Origin of the sequence: Neoalteromonas facilis, from assembly GCF_002807665.1 — a bacterium.
Taxonomy (GTDB): Bacteria; Pseudomonadota; Gammaproteobacteria; order Enterobacterales; family Alteromonadaceae; genus Alteromonas_E; species Alteromonas_E facilis.
In genome coordinates, this window is record NZ_PEAY01000005.1 from 131,145 (window position 1) to 150,402 (window position 19,258).

Below are 19,258 nucleotides of genomic sequence, written 5' to 3' on the forward strand. Positions count from 1 at the left end.
TGTTGCCTACACCGCAGCTGCGCCACCAACGATTTCACTGATTTCTTGTGTAATCGCTGCCTGACGGGCTTTGTTATATACCAATTGCAATTCATCGATTAAGTTGCCTGCGTTGTCAGTTGCGGCTTTCATCGCAACCATACGAGCAGCTTGTTCTGAAGCTGCATTTTCCACAACGCCTTGGTACACCTGAGACTCTATATAGCGTGTCATTAACGCTTCCAAGATCGGTTTAGGATCTGGTTCGTATAAGTAGTCCCAACGATGCTGCAATGCTTCATCTTCCGATTTCGGCAAAGGCAATAATTGATTGATCACTGGCTCTTGCGCCATGGTGTTCACGAAATTGTTGTAAACCAGATAAATCTTATCCAATTCACCTTTATCGAACGCGTTAATCATTACGCGAACGATACCGACAACGTCGCTTACACTTGGGGCGTCACCAATACCAGATTCAGCGGCCATCACTTCGCCACCAAATCGATTGAAGAAAGCACATGCCTTAGAACCTAACGCAGCAAAAGCGATTTCAGCGCCTTTGTCTTGCCAAGCTTTGGCATCTTTCGTGATTTTCTTAAACTCGTTGGTGTTTAAACCACCGCACAATCCACGATCAGTAGATATGACGATGTAACCAACACGCTTAACTTCACGCTCTTCAAGATACGGATGACGATACTCAAGCGCACCGTTTGCGATATGACCAATCACTTTAAGCATATTTTGTGCATATGGGCGGCCTGAAGCCATACGGTTTTGCGCCTTTTTCATTTTAGACGCTGCAACCATCTCCATCGCACTGGTAATTTTTTGGGTGTTTTTAATACTCCCAATTTTACCTTTGATTTCTTTACCGCTGGCCATGATTATTCTCCAGTTACTTAACAGACGAGGTGCTTACGAGAAGCACCTGTCGATTACCACGTTTGTGTCGCTTTAAAGTTAGTTAAAGCGTCAGCTAACTGTGACTCGATGTCGTCGTTGTAGTTACCTGTTTCATTAATCGTCTTCATTAGCTCAGCGTGTTCACTGTTCATGAATGAGTGAAGTGCTGATTCGAAATCAAGAATCTTGTTCAATTCGATGTCTTTCAAATAGCCTTTCTCAACTGCGAACAATGAAACTGCAGTATCAGCAACGCTCAATGGCGCATACTGCTTCTGCTTCATAAGCTCCATTACACGCTCACCGTGCTCTAGCTGTTCACGTGTTGCGTCATCTAGATCAGATGCGAACTGTGAGAACGCTGCAAGTTCACGATACTGTGCAAGTGCTAGACGGATACCACCACCTAGTTTCTTAACGATTTTAGTTTGCGCTGCACCACCAACACGAGATACCGAGATACCAGCGTTAACCGCCGGACGAATACCTGCGTTGAACAAGTCAGTTTCTAGGAAGATCTGACCGTCAGTAATCGAGATTACGTTTGTTGGTACGAATGCAGAAACGTCACCCGCTTGGGTTTCAATGATTGGTAATGCAGTTAATGAACCTGTTTTACCTTTCACTTCACCGTTGGTATAACGCTCAACATACATCTCGTTTACACGAGCGGCACGCTCTAGCAAGCGCGAGTGAAGATAGAATACGTCACCTGGGTATGCTTCACGGCCTGGTGGACGCTTAAGTAGCAATGAAATTTGACGGTAAGCAACAGCTTGCTTAGACAAATCATCATATACGATTAGCGCATCTTCACCGCGGTCACGGAAGTATTCACCCATTGTACAACCTGAGTAAGGTGCTAAGTATTGCAAAGCAGCAGACTCAGATGCAGAAGCGGCAACAACGATAGTGTTTTTCAACGCGCCGTGCTCTTCAAGCTTACGTACAACGTTAGCAATAGTAGATGCTTTCTGACCAATCGCTACGTATACACAAGGAACGCCTGTGTCACGTTGGTTGATGATCGCATCGATTGCTAATGCAGTTTTACCCGTTTGACGGTCACCGATGATCAACTCACGCTGACCACGACCGATTGGAATCATTGAGTCAACAGACTTGTAACCCGTTTGTACTGGTTGATCAACTGACTGACGCTCGATTACGCCTGGTGCAATTTTTTCTACCGGTTCAAAACCGTCAGCATCAATTGCGCCTTTACCGTCAATTGGCTCACCTAGCGTGTTAACAACACGACCAAGTAGGTTACGACCTACTGGTACTTCAAGGATACGACCTGTTGATTTAACTTTTACGCCTTCTTGGAGGTCTGCGTAAGGACCCATTACTACCGCACCAACAGAGTCTCGCTCAAGGTTAAGTGCAATCGCATAGCGACTACCCGGTAGTTCAATCATTTCACCTTGCATTACATCTGCAAGGCCGTGGATACGAATAATACCGTCAGTTACACCAACGATCGTACCCTCATTTCGCGCTTCACTCGCGATATCGAACTGTTCAATTCTCTTTTTGATCAGTTCTGCAATTTCTGTGGAGTTAAGTTGCATGCTCTTTATCCCCGTTATGCTTGCAACGCGTCTGCGAGACGGTTCAGTTTAGATTTTACGGAACCATCAATGACAGTGTCGCCAGCCTTTATGACTACGCCAGCAACCAGTGCAGGATCCACGTTACAATTAAGCTTCACTTTACGTGCCAAACGCTTCTCTAGTGATTCACTGATTTTGGCTTGTTGTGCTTCAGTCAGCTCGGTCGCTGATGTCACATCGACATCAATTTCCTTCTCATAATCTGACTTCAATTCAGCGAACAAAGCTGCAATTTCAGGCAACACTGATAAACGCTTATTTTCAGCCAAAACTTTAATAAAGTTTTGACCATTCGTGTTGAGCTGTTCACCACAAACATTGATGAATATTTCAGCCAATTTGTCAGCAGCAGTAGCACCTGAAAGTAATCCTTCCATGGTTTCGTTGCTTGCAACTTCACTGGCGAAAACCAACATTTCTTGCCATTCGGCAATGGCTTTCTGCTCAACGGCAAAATTAAATGCAGCAGTAGCATAAGGGCGAGCAACGGTTGTTAATTCAGCCATAGCTCAATACCCTTATAGTTCAGCGACAAGTTTTTCAACAATGTCGTCTTGTGCCGCAGCATCAATCTCGCGTTGAAGAATACGTTCTGCACCGACAACTGCTAGAGCAGCTACTTGCTTACGTAAATCTTCTTTTGCACGGTTACGTTCAGCTTCAATTTCTGCATAACCTTGATTAATGATTTTTTCGCGCTCGGCGTGGCCGCGCTGCGTTTCTTCGTCAACTAATTGATTAGCGCGCTTCTTGGCTTGTTCAATAATTTCAGCAGCTTGTTGCTTCGCATCGCGAAGTTGGTCAGTTGCTTTTTGTTGAGCAATCTCAAGGTCTTTACCAGCACGCTCAGCGTCAGCTAAACCATCAGCAATGGTTTTTTGACGCGCTTCAATTGCTGCAAGTAGTGGTGGCCATACATACTTCATGCAGAAAACCACAAATACAGCAAACGCTATAAGTTGACCAATTAGAGTGGCGTTAATGTTCACGTCCGCTCCTCCTCTGTAAATTCGCTAGTCTTAGGTTTAAGTAAAATTAAGCACCAACCGCGAACAATAGGTATAGCGCGATACCAACACCGATCATTGCGATCGCGTCGATAAGACCCGCTACGATGAACATTTTCACCTGAAGTTGAGGAGCAAGCTCTGGTTGACGAGCAGCAGATTCTAGGAACTTACCGCCTAGAAGACCAAAACCAATAGCAGTACCTAGGGCACCCATACCGATTAGTAGAGCAACTGCGATGTATAACATGTAAATCTCCGATGTGTAGTTAAATTTAAAGTTAAAAGTAAAACGTTATTAGTGGTCTTCACTCGCCAAGCTCAGATACACGATGGTCAACATCATGAAGATGAACGCTTGTAGAGGTAATACCAAAATATGGAATACAGCCCACATGAAGTGCAGTGGAAGCTGGAAGAAACCGATAGTGGCTATCAAAATAAAGATAAGCTCACTGGCGTATAAGTTACCGAACAAACGCAGTGCCAATGATAATGGGCGAGCGAGTAGGGTTACGGTTTCAAGGATAAAGTTCACTGGAATAAATGCCCAATGGCCGAAAGGCTGCATGGTCAGTTCTTTAGCAAAACCGCCAATACCTTTCATTTTCAGTGAGTAGTAAATAATTAAGAAGAAAACACCGATTGCTAACGCGAACGTTAAGTTCAAATCAGTGGTTGGTACGGCTTTCATGTATACATCATGAGGGTCCATTCCAAACCCATATTGACCAACCGCACCTGCAATCATTGGTAATACGTCTACTGGCACTAAGTCCATCAAGTTCATTAACAGAACCCAGACGAAAATTGTCAATGACAATGGTGCAATTAGAGCACTCTTACCATGGAAGGTACTGGTTACGTTATCGTTAACGAAATCGATAACCATTTCCACGAATGCTTGTGTTTTGGAAGGAACTCCGGTGGTTGCTTTTTTAGCAACACTGCGGAAAAGCCAAAGGAAAAGTATACCAAGACCAATAGACCAACCTAAAGTGTCAACATGCCAGACCCAAAAGCCCGCATCTTCACACGCCTTATTGAATACAATACCGTCATCGGTAGAGCACATTCTGGCGTTGGTTAAATGGTGTTTAATATATTCTGAGGTTGTGTATTCAGAAGCCATTGTTTAACCCAAGTAGTGTAATTGTAAACTTGTTGTTTGACCGCTTATGCCGCAGCACTGAAGCGAATCATTGTTAGCCAATAACTGATTGTGGTAATCGCAAAAGCACAAAAAAGAAGAAGTGGTTGTGCTTCGAAGGCGATAAACGCGATCCCAAAAATTATTGCTGCTAAACCTAACTTGTATCTGGCGCCTTGCATGAGATTTTTAGCTACGGCTTGAGACCGTTGAGCGCCTGAAAATCTAAATGCAAAAAACGCAAAAATTCCGTTGGGGATGATACTGGCCGCACTCCCGAGTGCTACCGAAACCGCTGCATCTATGGAAAATACTGTGGCAGCAATCACAACCATCGCGAGGGTCACTATGATTTGCGTAAAAAAACCATACTTCGCTAGTTTTTTACCGCCCTCGACTAAATCAATTGATGGCATGTGTTTTTTTGTTATCAACGCCCAAAATAAAAGCGACTGAAGTATACTTGGATATTCAGTAATTTCAACCGTTACCGGCTTTTTGAAAGCTATTGTGAAAATTTACTGAGCGAATATCAGAATCCTTCAAATACAACCAAAATTTTACGACTCAACACGTCGGTAAAATCGATTATTTACTTCGTTTTATTCGTCAGAAAGCTTTAATTTAGCTAGAATGCCATCAAGTTCATCTAAGCTAGCAAAGTTAATCACCATCTTACCTTTGCCTTTGGCATTGTGATCAATCGACACCGGCGCACCAACACTTTCAGACAAACGGGTTGCCAACCGAGCAACATCAGGATCAATACGTTTTTCAGGTTTTTGCGGGGCAGGCTCTAAGTATTTTTTAACTAATTTTTCCGTGTCTCGCACGGTTAGGCCTTTGCCAGACACATGTTGAGCAGCTTCAGATTGCGTATCACCCTCAAGTGCCAATAGCGCACGTGCGTGACCCATTTCAATATCACCGTATTCAACCATCTTCTTAACATCTTCATTCAGATTGTTGAGGCGTAATAAATTAGTAACGGTGGTTCTGGATTTACCGACTGCTTCAGCAACTTCTTGATGCGTCAAAGCAAATTCAACCATTAATCGGTCTAATGCTTGCGCTTCTTCCATTGCATTGAGATCTTCACGTTGGATATTTTCAATTAACGCTATAGCCACCGCTGATTCGTCTGGCACATCTTTAACCAAACATGGGATAACATCCAAACCAGCCAATTGAGAGGCTCGCCAACGACGCTCACCCGCGATGATTTCATACTTTTCTGTGTCAATCTGACGTACAACGACAGGTTGAATGATGCCCTGTGAGCGAATTGAAGACGCCAGGTCTTCTAAAGCTTCAGGGGACATGTCTTTACGCGGTTGGTATTTACCGGGTTGTAGCCACTCGATCGGCAATTTAGTCAGTTCACTTGCCTGACTTTCATTTGGACTATCTGATTGTTTCGAATGACTGGTCGCCAATAGGGCATCTAAACCTCTGCCCAATCCTCGCTTCTTTGCTGACATGCTTTCCTCAGTACCTGTTAACTTGCTTGCGCTGTAGAAGATGTTTGAGTTTTGTCTCTGCGTCTGAGTATTTCACCCGCCAATGCTAAATAGGCTTTAGCACCTGTTGAAGACTTATCATAATACATCGCTGGCGCACCAAAACTGGGTGCTTCAGCTAATCTAACATTGCGTGGAATAACGGTTCTGTAAACTTGTTCACCAAAGTGGCGTTTCAGCTGTTCAGACACATCATTCGCTAGACGGTTTCGCGGGTCATACATAGTCCGCAAAACGCCTTCAATTTTTAAATTTGGATTTACCACCGAAGCTAACTTCCCGATGGTATCCATCAATGCCGTTAATCCTTCCAGCGCATAGTATTCACACTGCATCGGAACCAATACAGAGTCTGCAGCGGCTAACGCATTCACCGTTAGTTGATTCAGGGAAGGGGGGCAATCAATAAAGATAAAATCGTAATAACCTTGAACAGGTGCCAATGCATTACGCAGTCGCACTTCTCGTGCAAACACTTCCATTAATTTGATTTCTGCCGCAGTAACGTCACCGTTGCCCGCTATCAGATCATATTTTCCCGACGTATTCTTGATAATAACGTCTTCAATTGGCTTATCTTCGATTAACAGCTCATAACTGGTTGCTTCAACGTCGTACTTGTCAACGCCGCTCCCCATGGTCGCGTTGCCTTGGGGATCTAAATCAATAAGTAACACTTTGCGCTTGGTCGCGGCCATTGAAGCAGCAACATTTACTGCAGTGGTCGTTTTACCTACCCCACCTTTTTGATTCGCAATTGCTATGACCTTCGCCACGTCGGATCCTATTACTGTTTCTTGAGTAAGATTATGTTTCTCTCACCAACCATATAAGGAACTTGTAGTTTGTGAGTACTTACAACTGATATATTTTCAGGGATATCAGAAAGCTCATCTTGCGGGTATTGGCCCTTTAATGCAAGAAATTCACCTGAAGAATCTACCAAATGTTCGCACCATTGCAACATATCCTTCAACGATGCGAAGGCTCTGCTTAAAACACCATCATAGGGTTGTTCAGGTTGATGTAATTCTACTCTCGATTGCACCGGAATTACATTCTTCAAGCCAAGTTCATGGACCACTTGCTTCATGAATCTAACACGCTTACCTAAGCTATCTAAGCATGTGAAAGATACATTAGGACACGCGATAGCTAACGGTATGCCAGGTAGACCTGGCCCCGTACCAACGTCAATGTATTTTTCAGCTGTGATGTAGGGAACGACTGCGAGGGAATCCAATATATGCTTCGATACCATCTCAAGCGGATCTCTCACAGAAGTCAGATTATATGCCTTATTCCACTTATTCATTAACTCAACATAGCGCAATAACGCATTGATTTGTTCGTCAGACAGTTCAATGTTGAGTTGTGATATACCGGATTGTAAGCGATCAAGTAACGCCGACGACATTACGCCGACTCTCTTTGTTGCTTGCGTAACGAACCTTGCTTTTTCAAATAGACCAACAGCAAGCTGATCGCTGCAGGCGTAATCCCCGAAATGCGTGAAGCCTTACCGATTGTTTCTGGTCTGGCATCTGACAGCTTAGCCACAACCTCGTTACTGAGTCCAGAAACAGTTGAGAAATCAAAGTCTAATGGGATCAATGTATTCTCATGACGACGTGTTTTCTCAATCTCTTCTTGTTGACGCGCAATATATCCAGCGTATTTAATTTGAATTTCAACTTGCTCAGCCGCTTGTTCGTGCGTCAGTGCAGGGCCTAATGAGTCAATTGACATCAACTGCTGATAGGTCAGTTCTGGACGTCTAACCAACTCTTCAAGTGAATGTTCGCGTGAGATCGGATTCTTAACCAATGTATTCAACTCTGTTACTGCAACATGATCAGGATGTACCCATTGACTACGCAATCGTTGAACTTCCTGCTCTATCAATTCCAGCTTTTCATTAAACGCATGCCAACGTGTATCGTCCACCAACCCAACACTGCGGCCTATTTCAGTTAGGCGAATATCAGCGTTGTCTTCACGCAATAACAATCTGTATTCAGCACGGCTAGTAAACATACGATACGGCTCTTTAGTACCCATAGTGGCAAGATCATCGATTAACACGCCCATATAAGCTTGATCGCGACGCAGGATCAGCGGATCTTTTTGCATTACCTCTAACGCAGCATTTGCACCGGCTATTAAACCTTGTGCTCCGGCTTCTTCATAACCAGTAGTACCGTTAATCTGTCCAGCAAAATAAAGGCTTTGGATGAATTTAGTTTCTAGCGTTTGTTTCAGATCGCGTGGATCGAAGAAATCATATTCTATGGCATAGCCTGGACGCACAATATGAGCATTCTCAAAACCTTTAATCGATCTCACGAGTGCCATTTGAACGTCAAACGGTAAACTTGTTGAAATACCATTGGGGTATACTTCAATGCTGTTTAGTCCTTCAGGTTCAACAAATATTTGATGTGAGGTTTTATCAGCAAAGCGCATAATCTTGTCTTCAATCGAAGGACAATAACGCGGACCAATTCCCTCGATCACGCCGGTATACATCGGTGATCGGTCTAAACCACCGCGAATAATGTCATGCGTTCGTTCGTTCGTATGTGTGATGTAACACGGAATTTGTTTTGGATGGTCGCTACGTTTCCCTAAGAATGAAAACATCGGTAATGGATCATCACCCGGTTGCTCTTGCATCACAGAAAAATCGAGTGTTCTCGCGTCTAAGCGTGCAGGCGTACCTGTTTTTAAACGATCAACTCTAAAGGGTAATGCACGTAATCGTTGGGCTAGAGCATTAGACGGAGGATCGCCTGCTCGTCCACCTTGAAAGTTTTCTAAGCCAATATGAATTGTGCCACCTAAGAAAGTACCTACGGTTAACACAACTGCTTTCGCTTTAAATTTTAACCCCATTTGGGTTACAACACCGCAGACTCGATCATTCTCGACGATTAAATCATCGCAGGATTGTTGGAATATAGTCAGATTTGCTTGATGCTCCAACATTGAACGCATGGCAGTTCTGTATAACGAACGATCAGCTTGAGCTCGAGTAGCTCTTACAGCAGGCCCTTTACTGCTATTCAATGTTCTAAATTGAATACCTGCTCTGTCGGCTGCGATCGCCATCGCTCCACCCAGCGCATCGATCTCTTTAACCAAATGACCTTTACCGATACCACCAATAGCAGGGTTACATGACATTTGACCTAATGTTTCAATATTGTGAGTCAACAATAACGTATTTGCGCCCATGCGTGCTGAGGCTAAGGCAGCTTCAGATCCGGCATGACCTCCACCAACAACAATGACATCAAACGTTTGTTCATAAAACACAGGCTTTACCTCTAATCACGTAACACCGCAAAAATGCGGGCGCATATTCTATATGAATAACGCTTTGAAGAACATCTTTATTGTACAAAGATTACACAATTTACAGTGCTATTTGTTTTTTATCTAGCACATAGAGATCGGAGTTAAAAATGTGGGATCGCAAACTTAATTAATATGATCTTTATATAGATCTGTTTATTATTATTATTATTAAGCACGCCATTTTCTGTTAGTAAGCAATAATTAATTATTTAAAACAATAAGTTAGCACAACTTTATAACTGTGATCTGCGCGATCATTAGTGCCATAAAAGCTGTTGATAACAGGGGTGGTTATCCACAGGTTAAATATTAAACAATAGTGATCACAAGAATAATATAGGTAAATAACAAGTTTTAATTGATCTTATCCACAAGTATTAGGATCGTGTTAGTTTACTGTGAGTAATTATGTAATAAGTTTTAAGATCGTAGGAATACTTTAGGGTGTGGGGCGATCGCGATCAATCGCCCCGATCTGTGGATTAATCTTTATGAATTTTTACACTACCACCACTGGTTCTAAGTGTTAATTCTGGACCACCGCCATTAATTTCACCTCTAATAGACCGTTTAGTAACTTTTCCGTCTACATCAAACTCCGATCTTACCGATCCTCCTGAGGTAGAAGCGCTAAGATCAATTTGGATATCTTCGGGTAAATAAGCGGTGATAGATCCACCCGATGTTGTTAGTTTCGCGTCTTGCGTTATTTGTTGCTTAAAGTCGACATTAATGCTGCCACCTGAAGTATGTGCTTGTATATCGCCGTACACACTGTCTACGCGTATAGAACCACCTGATGTATGGACGTCAATATCACCTTTTATGTCACCAAGTGAAATAGAGCCTCCTGACGTTTTAGCATCCACGTTGCCTACTAAGTCTTCAACTTTAATTGATCCACCCGCAGTATTAACGTCAATATTGAAACTCTCTGGGACAACAATGGTGAACCTGGCACGTATTTGCGAGCCATTCCAACCCCAACCGCTACTTTCTCTCTCTCCGTATACACTGATACCGTTGCTCGTTTGTTCGAAACGCACATCCAATTCATCTGCATTTCTACCATCAACATCAACTTCTATTTCAACACGATCGGTATCTTGGGTACGGATATCAATAGTGCCCACATCTGTTTTGATGTACAGCGTTTCGCCGGGCTGAACGTCATACGTTTGTTCGAAGGTATTGGCCATAGCCATTAGGCTATAAGTTGCAGCAGAGGCAATGGCTAACGTTGTAGCGGCTACTCGAGTGACTGATTTCATTATTCTGTCCTTTGTCGTCTTATTAACTATATTCCTGAGTCGTTAATAAAACTGCAAAGGTTTAAATGTAACCAAAATTAAATTTGGTTGGGTCTGTATACCGGAATAGTTTCAGCTTCAGGAAGGGTAGGTGTGATCGATTTACGGCGACTAGGGCCGCTGAACTTTACTTTATAGGTGTCATATTCTTTTATGGATTCGAAACAATATTTACCCAATGCTACTTCAAGTTCTTGCAGGTTGTGGTTGGTAATAAGAATACAATTTTTGTTATCGACCAAACGCTGTCTGAGTAGATTTCCCAGCCAACTTTGGGTGTTTTTCTTGAGCATGGTTTCATTCACGCAGACCTCATCCAATATAAGTAGATCCACATTGAGTAATTCGTTTTGAATTTCGCGAAACTGTTGAGCAATATTGTCCGTTGAAGAATAATCGTAAGAGAAAAAGCGCATTTCTAGCAGACTTGAAAGTTGCCTATACAATACAGTTGTCTCGAATCGTGCAATAAGTTCATGAGCGATTGCGCCTGCAATATGCGATTTTCCACGGCCATAATCACCATAAAAAATCATCATGTGGGAACTGTTATTGCGCCAGTTTGGATCGGCATGAGCTGCGATAAATGATTGAGCGATATTTATTGCTTCTACTACGTCATCACTGTCTTGAATAAGATTATCGAATGTCCACTTTGGATTTAGATCGGAACGACCATGCAATTGGGTAATACGTTGTTGTCTGGATTGCTGCTGTAATTGCTGTATTTCGGAGTTGGCTAAATGCTCATATTCTTTTTTAATCGTATGAAAATCAGCGGGCGCAGGTGCCTCTTGAGGGTCTGTACTCTTACCTAGTAAGTTAGCTAATTTTGCAATTTTGTCGTTGAGCGATTCCACGAGACGATTATAACCTTTGCGCTATTGGGTGGGTAGATTACTGCTTTGAAGCATACTTTTCTACTAGCTTGCGTGCATTATCATCGACTTCTAACGCCGATTTACTCGTAACCGTTTGTGATCCTACTTTCTTTTGGGTAGGCGATTGTCTGGCCAATCGTTTTTGTTTTAGATTGCTGACAAACTTTTGATTCCACTGAAACTCGCTGAGTTCGATTTCAGGTCTTCCCAACCAATAGGCAACAAAATCGCCTATTTCATCATCAGTACATTCTTTATCAATTAAACCGACAAGATGGCTTAATTGTTCAAAAATATCTTTATTGGGTGACCAATCAGCAGTTATTGCAGTTCTTTTGTTATGTAGCTGATTAATATCAGATTCGTTCATAGGCACTAGGGGTAAAACGAGCCTTTGATTATTTAAACTTTTCTCTAGATCAACATCCGGTGCAACATTAACTAACCCATTTTTAATGAGTTCTTTTATCAACGTATTGATTTGTCGCCCTCGACTAAACATTTGCTCGGATGCGTTTAATAGTTCCATCAGTGATTTATAAGATAGAGGCTGAGTAGCCCCTGTATGGGGATTTACGTCAATCCGCAAGCCGAGCATATATAACACTCTAGCATGGTTGCTGATAGCTTGAGTAAGTGCATTCAGTTCAGCGTTATTCATAATTATCGCGAGTTTATTTAAACAAGTTTATATGGCTTTCTAGCCATTCTAACGCGATATCTTCAGGTATTGGATGCTGAAGCACATCAATTTCAAATGGCTCACTGAGTGGCTTAGCCTGAGTCTCTTTCATTAGCCGATGTATAGTCGATCCACCATTACAGAACGTATCGTAACTACTATCACCTAAACTGATCACCATGTAAGGCAATTCAGGTAGGGTTGCTGACTCAAGTGCTTCTGCGAATGCTTGGATATTGTCTGGTAAATCGCCTGCACCATGTGTTGAAGTACATATCAGCCAGCAATCTTCTGGATCTATATCGTTAAAGCTAGGCTCTAAATGAACGGTGGTCGCGAAACCTTCACTTTGCAGTTTCTCACTTAGTGCGTCAGCAACATATTCACTAGCGCCTAGTACTGAGCCGACAATTATTTGTATTTTTTTCAACGGACTATTTCCCAATGCAGAAGGAAGAGAAGATGCGGCCGAGTAAATCGTCTGACGAAAACTCTCCAGTTATTTCGTTTAAATGTTGCTGGGCTAATCGTAGTTCCTCGGCCAAAATTTCACCTGCAGCGTGATTTAACAGTTGGTCTTGGCCAATCTGAATGTGTTCTGACGCAAGATTCAGCGCGGTTAAATGACGTCTACGCGCAATAAATTGCCCGTCGGTTTGACTCGAATACCCCATACATTGTTTTAAATGCTCAGTGAGTTGTTCAATACCTTGGCGCTGATTGGCTGATATTTTAAATACCGGTATATCGCCTCGTTGTGTCGAAATCGTCAGCGATTCAGTATTTTCTTGAGTTAAATCGATTTTATTTCGTACCAGAGTAATGCCGATTTTGTCGGGCAATTGTTCTATGAACTCAGGCCAAATGATAAAAGGGTCGACCTCATCAGTGCTTGTTGCATCAACCATGATAAGCACTTGATCAGCTTTGCCGATTTCGTCCCACGCGCGCTGGATACCAATTTGCTCAACTTTATCTTCGCTGTCGCGTAATCCCGCAGTATCAATGATATGCAGTGGCATGCCATCCAAATGAATATGTTCTTTTAGCACATCCCGTGTTGTACCCGCTATATCCGTTACGATAGCGGCTTCTCGTCCAGCTAACGCGTTGAGTAAACTGGATTTACCTGAATTCGGTTTGCCTGCAATGACAACATGCATCCCTTCGCGCAAGATTGCGCCTTGCTGCGCTTTTTTGAGTATGTTGTTAAGGTCTGTGCGGATCGCATCTAGGTCACCCGCAACTTTTCCATCGGTTAAAAAGTCAATTTCTTCTTCAGGAAAATCTATAGCAGCTTCAACATATATGCGCAGTTGAATGACCGCTTCTACTAAGTTATGAATTTGCTGCGAAAACTCGCCCTGTAGGCTTCGCATTGCGCTTTTAGCTGCTTGTTGGGAACTTGCATCGATTAAATCTGCGATAGCCTCAGCTTGCGCTAAATCCATCTTATCATTGAGGAAAGCGCGCTCACTAAATTCACCAGGCCTAGCCAGTCTAATGTCTTTATGTTCAAGTATTTCAGAGAGTAGCATGTCCATCACAACTTGGCCGCCATGGCCTTGAAGCTCTAAAACATCTTCTCCTGTAAATGAATGTGGGGCTTTAAAGAACAAGCCTAGTCCCTGATCAATGGCTTCGCCATGCTTATTCTTAAATGGTAAATAAGTTGCCTCTCGAGGAGGAGGGCAGCTACCTAGGATGGCCTCAGCAACGATTGATGCGGCAGGGCCTGAAACACGCACAATTCCAACGCTGCCCTTACCACTGGCTGTGGCTTGGGCAACAATAGTGTCGGTTGCGTTAAAACCCATAGTTCAACAAGGGATAACGGATTAATCGCGGAAGTTAGTGTATTGGAAAGGTTGCCCTAAATTTGCGCCCTTTACCAATGCAATGGCCTCTTGCAGGTCATCGCGTTTCTTACCGGTAACTCTCAATTGGTCACCTTGAATAGATGTTTGAACTTTTATTTTGGCGTCTTTGACTAGCTTCACAATTTTTTTAGCTGTGGGCTGATCGATACCTTGCTTGAAGCTCATAACTTGGCGGTATTGCTTGCCTCTATGTTCAATGGATTTAGCTTCCATACAAGCGGTGTCTACACCTCTTTTAGAACAGGCTGTTCTGAGCATTGAATCCATTTGTTGTAGCTGAAATTCGGCTTCAGCAACCATGAGCACGCCATCCTCAATGGATTCAAAACTAGCTTCTACACCTCTGAAGTCAAAGCGCGTAGAAAGTTCTCTATTAGCGTTATCAGTCGCATTTTTTACATCGACCATGTCTATTTCTGACACTATATCGAAAGAAGGCATAGTTATTCTCCAGTAAAAGATTAATGCGTTTTAAGACCGCGTTTTTCCATCGAGCTGTATATCATTTTCGCTTGTACGATAGTAATGACGTTTGAAATCAACCAATAAAGTACTAGACCTGCAGGGAACCAAATAAAGAATATACTCATGGCTACGGGCATCCATTGCATGATCTTTTGCTGCATGGGGTCTTGAACAGTCGTTGGATTTAATTTTTGTAGCAGATACATACTGGCACCTGTCAGTACAGGCAATACAAAGTACGGATCCATCACTGATAAGTCAGTAATCCACAAGAAGAATTCTGCGTGGCGTAACTCAACGCTCTCTAGCAACGCCCAGTATAGTGCTAGGAATATGGGCATTTGTAGTAGAAGCGGGAAACAGCCGCCCATAGGGTTAACTTTTTCCTTGCGATAAAGTTCCATCATAGCTTGAGACATTTTCTGTCTGTCATCACCATAACGGTCTTTAAGCTGTTGCATTTTCGGTGCTAGAACTCGCAATTTGGCAAAAGACTCATATTGCTTTTTCGTTAGGGGGTACATAACACCCTTAACAATGATAGTAATCAGAATAATAGCTACACCCCAGTTACCAGCGAAATCAAATAGAAACTTCAATAGGCTAAATAGTGGTTGTGAAATCCACCAAAGAGGGCCGTAGTCAACAGTCAAATCCAAACCACGGGCTATATTGGCTAGGGTTTCCTGATCTTTCGGACCCATATACAACGTGCTTGAAATTGTTTCGCTTTGGCCAGCCGGTACAAGTACTGCCGGCGTGGTGTAACCGATGATCGCAAACTGATTATTAATTAAACGAGAATAGATTGTATTGGTTTCTTCTTGAGGCGGTACCCACGCAGAAACGAAGTAATGCTCCAGCATACCAACCCAACCGCCAATTGTGGCGATGCGAAGGTTCTCATCTTCAAAATCAGTGAACTTGAATTTTTCATAACGTGTGTCCTGAGTTGAATATGCAGCACCACGATAGGTAGGCATAAACATATTACTCTCTGATTTCGTCATCGTTTGTTTAAGTTGCGCATACTGTTGAACTTGCGCGCTATTACTGGTGTTATTTTCTACTGTGTAAGAAACATTAACTATGTGAGAGTCACGTGTGAAAGTGAATGTTTTGGTAATACTCAATCCACTTTCATTTACCCATGAAAGCGGTATTGCCAAAGTGTCACCTTCCATAACGTATTCTGATTTCGGCGTTGAATACAAAGGTCTGCCTTGGCTATTGCCGTCAGGGCCGTTTGGTCCAATTAATCCACTTTGCGCTACATACAACCCGGCATTTTCTGCACGTAATAGGCTGTACGGTTCTTCTGAATCCTGGGATATGGTGAATTTGTTTAAGTTAGCTACAACGACATCACCACCAATAAGGTCTATTGTTGCGTTTAAGGTGTCAGTTTTGACGGTAATGAAACGCTTGGAATCAGCATTTGATACAGCAACGCTGGAAGGAACTTCACTTAAACTTTCCTGTGCTATATCGGTAGGGACGACATCACTGTTGGCTGCAACAGCACTAGGTACCGCATTGGCCGCAGGGGCGTTAGCCTCCGTCGCTACTGGTTCAACCATTTTAGGGCCATAATCTACTTGCCACTGTTGCCATAATAAAAAGCTGACAAGTGCTAGACCTATAATCAAAAAACTGCGTTGCGATTCCATATTAATCTCTTAGTGATTCTTTGTTTTTGTTCGTTCTCGGAGGAACGGGATCGATTCCTCCAGGATGCAAAGGGTGGCATTTTATAACGCGTTTAACAGATAACCAACCACCAATGAATAATCCGTGCCGTTTAAGTGCTTGAATTGCATAACTAGAGCAAGTTGGATGAAATCTGCATTGTGGCCCCAACAATGGCGATATTACCCATTTATAAATTTTTATTAGTAATACGGGTATGAATATCAACAGGCTGCGCAGCGCTTTGCGAGCTTTTTCCATAATTTATCTAGTACGGTAAATAGTTCTTGGTTGGATAATAATTCAGCGTTTGATTTGCCAAGCACGACTATATCAACATTTGGTAGGCGGTGCTGATTTATTCTAAAACTTTCTCGGATTATTCTTTTAACACGGTTTCTGTCGTGTGCGTGTCGAATTCGTTTTTTAGCGATAGTAATTCCCAGACGAGGATGTTGCTCATCATTGTGTCTGGCTAGTACGGTAAAAGCGTTGGAAGTAGCGGGAGTTGCGTCAGAAAAAACAAAGTTAAAGTGGGTGGGAGTTAACAGGCGTAACTCCCGAGTAAATCTGCACTCGCCCACTTTAAGCAAGGTTGAGCTTATGCTGAAAGACGAGCGCGACCTTTTGCACGGCGGCTTGCAAGCACTTTACGACCATTTTTTGTCGCCATGCGAGCGCGGAAACCGTGTGAACGCTTACGCTTCAGATTGCTCGGTTGAAAAGTTCTTTTCATCGCCTGAGTCTCATCTTAGTAGTTTAAAGGATCTTCGAGCTGCATTAATTATTGCTAATTTGATGCGGTGCTCAAAAAGGACGCTGAATTCTAGAGATCGCGGGCATTGATGTCAATATAATTGTTTAAAATTATAGGGTTTATAAGGCAAATACTTTGGTAACTACCATCAATAAGCAAATTACACTGATTTCTCAGGGGCTTAAGGTTGTGTGATATTACGCCAAATTGTGAATAAAATTTATTCTATGATTAATTTATCCACAGATTTGAGCTGAATGGCAAATAATTGGCATTAAAATTGTTCAGTATACTTAAATCTAATGCACCAAATTAAAGCATGAATTTGACCCAAAATGATCCGCGATCGCGCAGTGTAAATAAATAAATCTATTTGAAATCATTAATATATGGTTGGTTTATGATGGATTATACATAAAATGATCGCATATTGGATTTACTTCTTTTCATCAGTAAGAGATAATTCACAGCTGTTCGGTCGGTGTTGTGCTTTTCGTCAGTAATCGCTATTTCCTATCAAAGAGCAGTAGTTTTATTAAAAATCTACAGAAACAGCAAAATTTTAAGATAAGTACATAATAAACAATAAGAAAGGGGTTTTTTAAACAATGGATATCTGGGCGAAGTGTCTTGAGCGGTTAAAGGAAGATTTACCCACTCAAGAGTTCAGTATGTGGATAAGACCTCTGAATTATGATCTCTCTGAAGATTCACTCACGTTATTTGCGCAAAATCATTTTATTTTAGATTGGGTAAGAGATAAGTATCGGAGTGTTATTGCTAATTTATTATCTGAATTTGCCGGTAGTGATGCACCAAAGTTAAATTTGGATATTCAAGCAAATCGTAAAGTTAAGCCTCCGGTAGAAACTGTTGGAGCGACGGAATCTTTTGTAGATACGCAAAGGCAACCTGCACAAGGTATTTCACATGGAAATCGGGACTTAGAAAATTTAGCTAGCGAATCTCCTGTATTACCCGTCACAAAAGTTTCGCCCGTTGCAGCTCTTCATAAGAACAATTTAAATCCAAACTATAGATTTGATAGTTTTGTAGAAGGTAAGTCCAATCAATTGGCGCGAGCAGCTGCCTCTCAAGTATCTGATAATCCTGGCAAGGCGTATAATCCGCTATTTATTTATGGTGGTACAGGTCTTGGTAAAACCCACTTGTTACATGCAGTAGGACATGGGATTTTAGATAATAAGCCCGACGCAAAAATTGTCTATATGCACTCTGAACGCTTTGTGCAAGACATGGTAAAGGCGCTGCAAAACAACGCCATTGAAGAGTTTAAGCGTTTTTATCGTTCAGTTGATGCTTTGTTGATTGATGATATTCAATTTTTCGCGAATAAAGACCGTTCGCAAGAAGAGTTCTTCCACACGTTTAATGCCTTGTTAGAAGGCAATCAGCAAATTATTCTCACATCCGACCGGTACCCAAAAGAAATTGAAGGCGTTGAAGATAGGTTGAAGTCTCGCTTTGGTTGGGGGCTAACAATTGCTATCGAACCACCAGAATTAGAAACACGGGTTGCGATTCTAATGAAAAAGGCCGCTGAAAACCGAATTGTGCTACCTAATGAAGTAGCATTTTTCATTGCTAAGCGTTTACGTTCAAATGTACGTGAATTGGAAGGTGCACTGAATCGGGTAATAGCTAATGCTAACTTCACTGGAAGGCCGATTACGATTGAATTTGTTAAAGACGCTTTACGTGATTTACTGTCGCTACAAGACAAGTTGGTTACCATTGATAATATTCAAAAAACAGTTGCCGACTACTACAAAGTTAAGCTCTCTGACATATTGTCGAAACGACGCAGCAGAAGTATTGCCCGTCCGCGTCAAGTTGCAATGGCGTTGGCAAAAGAATTGACGAATCGCAGTTTACCAGAAATCGGAAATGCTTTCGGTGGTCGTGATCATACAACGGTTCTGCACGCTTGTAGAAAAATAGAGCAGCTAAGAGAAGAAAGTCATGATATAAAAGAGGACTATAAAAACTTAATCCGAACGCTGTCTTCTTAGAGTTAAACAAGCGAGTAATC

Annotated in this window: 22 protein-coding genes; 1 reads left to right on the forward strand and 21 read right to left on the reverse strand. The window is 42.3% G+C overall.

Annotated features, from left to right (window positions below; translation table 11 throughout):
* Positions 1-6 precede the first annotated feature (6 nt).
* The 21 genes from atpG to rpmH form a co-directional block, all read right to left on the reverse strand.
* The gene (gene atpG / locus CSH93_RS15145) at positions 7-867 is read right to left on the reverse strand and encodes a F0F1 ATP synthase subunit gamma (RefSeq protein ID WP_100644131.1); all 861 of its coding nucleotides are present in this window, start codon (positions 865-867) and stop codon (positions 7-9) included.
* 53 nt (positions 868-920) lie between these two features.
* Positions 921-2,462: a F0F1 ATP synthase subunit alpha gene (gene atpA / locus CSH93_RS15150; RefSeq protein WP_100644132.1), complete on the reverse strand. Its 1,542-nt coding sequence runs from the start codon at positions 2,460-2,462 to the stop codon at positions 921-923.
* Between the two features lie 14 nt (positions 2,463-2,476).
* On the reverse strand, positions 2,477-3,010 hold the full coding sequence (gene atpH, locus CSH93_RS15155) for a F0F1 ATP synthase subunit delta (protein ID WP_100644133.1): 534 nt from the start codon (positions 3,008-3,010) through the stop codon (positions 2,477-2,479).
* A gap of 12 nt (positions 3,011-3,022) precedes the next feature.
* Entirely contained in the window at positions 3,023-3,493 is a 471-nt protein-coding gene (atpF, locus tag CSH93_RS15160) for a F0F1 ATP synthase subunit B (protein WP_100644134.1), read from the reverse strand.
* A 46-nt stretch (positions 3,494-3,539) separates the two neighbouring features.
* Entirely contained in the window at positions 3,540-3,761 is a 222-nt protein-coding gene (gene atpE / locus CSH93_RS15165; RefSeq protein ID WP_026376053.1) for a F0F1 ATP synthase subunit C, read from the reverse strand.
* A gap of 48 nt (positions 3,762-3,809) precedes the next feature.
* A complete protein-coding gene (atpB, locus tag CSH93_RS15170; protein ID WP_100644135.1) occupies positions 3,810-4,643 on the reverse strand; it encodes a F0F1 ATP synthase subunit A in 834 nt (277 codons plus the stop codon).
* Positions 4,644-4,687: 44 nt separating this feature from the next.
* Complete coding sequence (locus tag CSH93_RS15175) at positions 4,688-5,077, reverse strand: ATP synthase subunit I (protein WP_100644136.1); 390 nt, start codon at positions 5,075-5,077, stop codon at positions 4,688-4,690.
* A gap of 186 nt (positions 5,078-5,263) precedes the next feature.
* A complete protein-coding gene (locus tag CSH93_RS15180; protein WP_100644137.1) occupies positions 5,264-6,142 on the reverse strand; it encodes a ParB/RepB/Spo0J family partition protein in 879 nt (292 codons plus the stop codon).
* Between the two features lie 17 nt (positions 6,143-6,159).
* Complete coding sequence (locus CSH93_RS15185; protein ID WP_100644138.1) at positions 6,160-6,957, reverse strand: ParA family protein; 798 nt, start codon at positions 6,955-6,957, stop codon at positions 6,160-6,162.
* An 11-nt stretch (positions 6,958-6,968) separates the two neighbouring features.
* On the reverse strand, positions 6,969-7,598 hold the full coding sequence (gene rsmG / locus CSH93_RS15190; RefSeq protein ID WP_100644139.1) for a 16S rRNA (guanine(527)-N(7))-methyltransferase RsmG: 630 nt from the start codon (positions 7,596-7,598) through the stop codon (positions 6,969-6,971).
* Positions 7,598-9,499: a tRNA uridine-5-carboxymethylaminomethyl(34) synthesis enzyme MnmG gene (gene mnmG, locus CSH93_RS15195; protein ID WP_100644140.1), complete on the reverse strand. Its 1,902-nt coding sequence runs from the start codon at positions 9,497-9,499 to the stop codon at positions 7,598-7,600. Before mnmG ends, rsmG begins: the two co-directional genes overlap by 1 nt.
* Before the next feature lie 524 nt (positions 9,500-10,023).
* Complete coding sequence (locus CSH93_RS15200; protein WP_100644141.1) at positions 10,024-10,812, reverse strand: DUF4097 family beta strand repeat-containing protein; 789 nt, start codon at positions 10,810-10,812, stop codon at positions 10,024-10,026.
* Between the two features lie 77 nt (positions 10,813-10,889).
* The gene (locus CSH93_RS15205) at positions 10,890-11,711 is read right to left on the reverse strand and encodes a DnaA ATPase domain-containing protein (RefSeq protein WP_100644142.1); all 822 of its coding nucleotides are present in this window, start codon (positions 11,709-11,711) and stop codon (positions 10,890-10,892) included.
* A gap of 37 nt (positions 11,712-11,748) precedes the next feature.
* Positions 11,749-12,393 (reverse strand): DnaT-like ssDNA-binding domain-containing protein, encoded by a 645-nt coding sequence (locus CSH93_RS15210; RefSeq protein ID WP_100644143.1) that lies wholly within the window; start codon positions 12,391-12,393, stop codon positions 11,749-11,751.
* A gap of 13 nt (positions 12,394-12,406) precedes the next feature.
* Entirely contained in the window at positions 12,407-12,844 is a 438-nt protein-coding gene (mioC, locus tag CSH93_RS15215) for an FMN-binding protein MioC (RefSeq protein WP_100644144.1), read from the reverse strand.
* Between the two features lie 4 nt (positions 12,845-12,848).
* Complete coding sequence (gene mnmE, locus CSH93_RS15220; RefSeq protein ID WP_100644145.1) at positions 12,849-14,231, reverse strand: tRNA uridine-5-carboxymethylaminomethyl(34) synthesis GTPase MnmE; 1,383 nt, start codon at positions 14,229-14,231, stop codon at positions 12,849-12,851.
* A gap of 21 nt (positions 14,232-14,252) precedes the next feature.
* A complete protein-coding gene (locus CSH93_RS15225; RefSeq protein WP_100644146.1) occupies positions 14,253-14,735 on the reverse strand; it encodes a YajQ family cyclic di-GMP-binding protein in 483 nt (160 codons plus the stop codon).
* 20 nt (positions 14,736-14,755) lie between these two features.
* Complete coding sequence (gene yidC, locus CSH93_RS15230; RefSeq protein ID WP_100644147.1) at positions 14,756-16,429, reverse strand: membrane protein insertase YidC; 1,674 nt, start codon at positions 16,427-16,429, stop codon at positions 14,756-14,758.
* A gap of 1 nt (position 16,430) precedes the next feature.
* Positions 16,431-16,688, reverse strand: a complete 258-nt coding sequence (gene yidD / locus CSH93_RS15235) for a membrane protein insertion efficiency factor YidD (RefSeq protein ID WP_420807265.1) — start codon at positions 16,686-16,688, stop codon at positions 16,431-16,433.
* Positions 16,673-17,032 carry a ribonuclease P protein component gene (gene rnpA / locus CSH93_RS15240; RefSeq protein ID WP_100644205.1) on the reverse strand — a complete coding sequence of 120 codons (360 nt, stop codon included), beginning with the start codon at positions 17,030-17,032 and terminating at the stop codon, positions 16,673-16,675. The genes yidD and rnpA overlap by 16 nt, the downstream gene beginning before the upstream one ends.
* A gap of 17 nt (positions 17,033-17,049) precedes the next feature.
* Positions 17,050-17,184 (reverse strand): 50S ribosomal protein L34, encoded by a 135-nt coding sequence (gene rpmH / locus CSH93_RS15245; protein ID WP_082633349.1) that lies wholly within the window; start codon positions 17,182-17,184, stop codon positions 17,050-17,052.
* A gap of 692 nt (positions 17,185-17,876) precedes the next feature.
* Between rpmH and dnaA the strand changes: the two genes are divergently transcribed.
* Complete coding sequence (gene dnaA, locus CSH93_RS15250) at positions 17,877-19,238, forward strand: chromosomal replication initiator protein DnaA (protein WP_420807266.1); 1,362 nt, start codon at positions 17,877-17,879, stop codon at positions 19,236-19,238.
* Positions 19,239-19,258 lie beyond the last annotated feature (20 nt).